This window comes from Priestia sp. P5_B4 (genome assembly GCF_056400385.1).
In genome coordinates, this window is sequence record NZ_JBFULJ010000599.1 from 1 (window position 1) to 2,381 (window position 2,381).

Genomic DNA, 2,381 nt, shown 5'->3' on the forward strand with positions numbered 1-2,381 from the left:
GTACCAAGGGCTTACAGAACAAATCGAAATGTCGGAAACTCCAGGGGAATATAAGACGGTTCTGGTTCCTCGAGGTTCTTCACGTCCAGAGTGGTTGTGATATCAAGAGGCTGAGACAAAAGTATTTTAGTTGAAGGACAATCCGAACGATGAATCGAGATTCTTGATAAAGGATCCAACTCGTTCGGATTTTTTCATGGTGATGGTGAACGTGGATTTTGTATCTTCTGTTGCTTCTAGCTGTTGATTGGAGGGCAAGGCGAAGACTCCTGCGGGAAAAGCGRAACAGGTGAGACCCCGCAGGAGTGYAAGCGATGAGGAGGCTCACCGGACGCCCGCGGAAAGCGAAGCCCTGCACGGAAATCAATTCAATTCGCTCGCCTTTGGATTAAAATGATTTGGGTATGTCCAAACCTCATTTTTAGAGGCACATTTAAAATGAAAAATAAGAAAAATATTTGAATAATTATATGATTTCTTATATAATAGCGAAAAGGATGAGGGGTTGACTTGTAATGGAAAACTATACGTCCCGCAAAATGACAAAAGAAGAAGTAAAAGTATCAGACGCTACAGCAGCTCAACTAGTGCTAAACAAATCTCTTCGTGACTTTAAAAAAGCACAGCTTTTACTGCAAATTGATCAGTCTTTAGAAAAAAGAGATAAAGAAACTTTTTTACGTTTAACTGAAGAGTTAAAAGAAGTTTGTTAAATAACCTACTAACATAAACAATCAGCCTTTGCTTCTAGTGAGCAAAGGCTTTTTATATGGAAAAAAACGGATAAATGTTTTGTTTTTTCTGAAAGCGGTAAAAGTATAGTATGGGTGATAAAGCAAAAATCAAGAAGTCTCTTACTTTATTATTTTTTGCTTTATCATCTAAAGCATCTAGATGATATCGCATCACGAAAGAACAAAAAGAGAGAGGGTTCTTTATATGTATAACAAAATTTTAGTCGCCTTTGACGGTTCGGCACCTTCTATTCGTGCTATTCAACATGCAAGTAAACTAGCTAAAAGCGTAAATGCTAATAAGCTGACAATTGTACATATTAAGGAAAGAATTCACTTGCAGCAGCCTGTTTTTAGCGTTGACTTAGACGCACTGATAGAAGAAGAAAACCGCGATATTTTATCTGAAGCTCATAATCATTTAACTCAATCAGGTATTCCATATGAGGCATACGGTTTAGAGGGCACCGCTTCAAAGAAAATTATCGAATACGCACATGGCAATCAACAAGACGTCATTGTAATAGGAAGTCAAGGAAAGGGCTTTGTGAAAGAGACATTTTTAGGAAGTGTAAGTCACGAAGTTGCTCAATCTGCAGAATGTCCTGTTATCATTGTTAAATAAAAAGAGACTGGGACAAAAATATTTTAGTTAAAGGAAAATCCGAACGATGAAGTGAGATTCTTGATGGAGAATCCAACTCGTTCGGATTTTTTGTGGATTTTATTGATATGGTGAACGTAGGTTTCCTGTATATAGGTGCTTCTAACTGTGGATTGGAGGGATTTCGTTATGTCTCCACTTTTTTTGCGTTTGGATTATGTAGTGCTGCGTGCTTAGTGAGCTCGAAATTTACAGTATGATAAACGTACTTTATACGCTAAGCTGTCAGATACCTGTGGTAAACTGTCAGAGAATAATAGTTATTCAATCATATATGCTTTATTCTGCACAGTTTCTTCAATTATTACTTTTATAATGAAAGCAAAGGATGTGAATAAATGAATCGAATTTCTATTAAGCTTGGACTCTTATTTTTAATGTTCATTTTACTAATTGAAGCGGCTCTCTTTTTTTACTTATATAGCGGTCTTGCCAACACACGAATTTCGGAGGAATTAGAAAGTTTGCGTTTAAGGGGAAATAGTCACCGGGAAGTATTAGAGAAGCATCATGATTCGGCTACGCTTAACCATGTTGCACTGATGGAATCTGAAGCAGAAACTGATGTTGTCATAACAGATAAAACAGGAAAAATTATCAGTTCGTCTAGGCCTTTAATTCAAGGTGCAAGAAAAGCAGTAGAGAAATGGAAAGGGAAGTCTCTTACATACAAAGGTGAAATTATGCAAGGCGACTGGAAAAGAAAACCTTATATCGCCACAGCATCACCTATTGAAAAAGGCCGTCAGCAGTTCGGAACGGTTTATATGTTCAAAAACACAAATGATATTCACGAAATGATTGCGAGACTACAGCATCATTTTTACGTAGCGGGAGCTGTTTCCATTTTATTTTCGATTGTGACTATTTTTGCTCTGTCTAAATTTATAACCGCTCCTTTAATCAAGATGAAAAAAGCAACAGAGAAGCTGAGTCAAGGGGATTTGTCTGTAAAGCTTGGTGCTCATTCAAGAGATGAACTT

At 37.2% G+C, this 2,381-nt stretch carries 3 protein-coding genes; all 3 read left to right on the forward strand.

Annotation, left to right across the window (positions count from 1 at the left end; genetic code table 11):
* Positions 1–515 precede the first annotated feature (515 nt).
* Positions 516–713: an IDEAL domain-containing protein gene (locus AC1DRF_RS23495; protein WP_427076286.1), complete on the forward strand. Its 198-nt coding sequence runs from the start codon at positions 516–518 to the stop codon at positions 711–713.
* A 226-nt stretch (positions 714–939) separates the two neighbouring features.
* Positions 940–1,359, forward strand: a complete 420-nt coding sequence (locus AC1DRF_RS23500) for a universal stress protein (RefSeq protein ID WP_097823668.1) — start codon at positions 940–942, stop codon at positions 1,357–1,359.
* A gap of 377 nt (positions 1,360–1,736) precedes the next feature.
* On the forward strand, positions 1,737–2,381 hold a 645-nt coding region (locus tag AC1DRF_RS23505; protein WP_477741830.1), incomplete at its 3' end, for a HAMP domain-containing protein.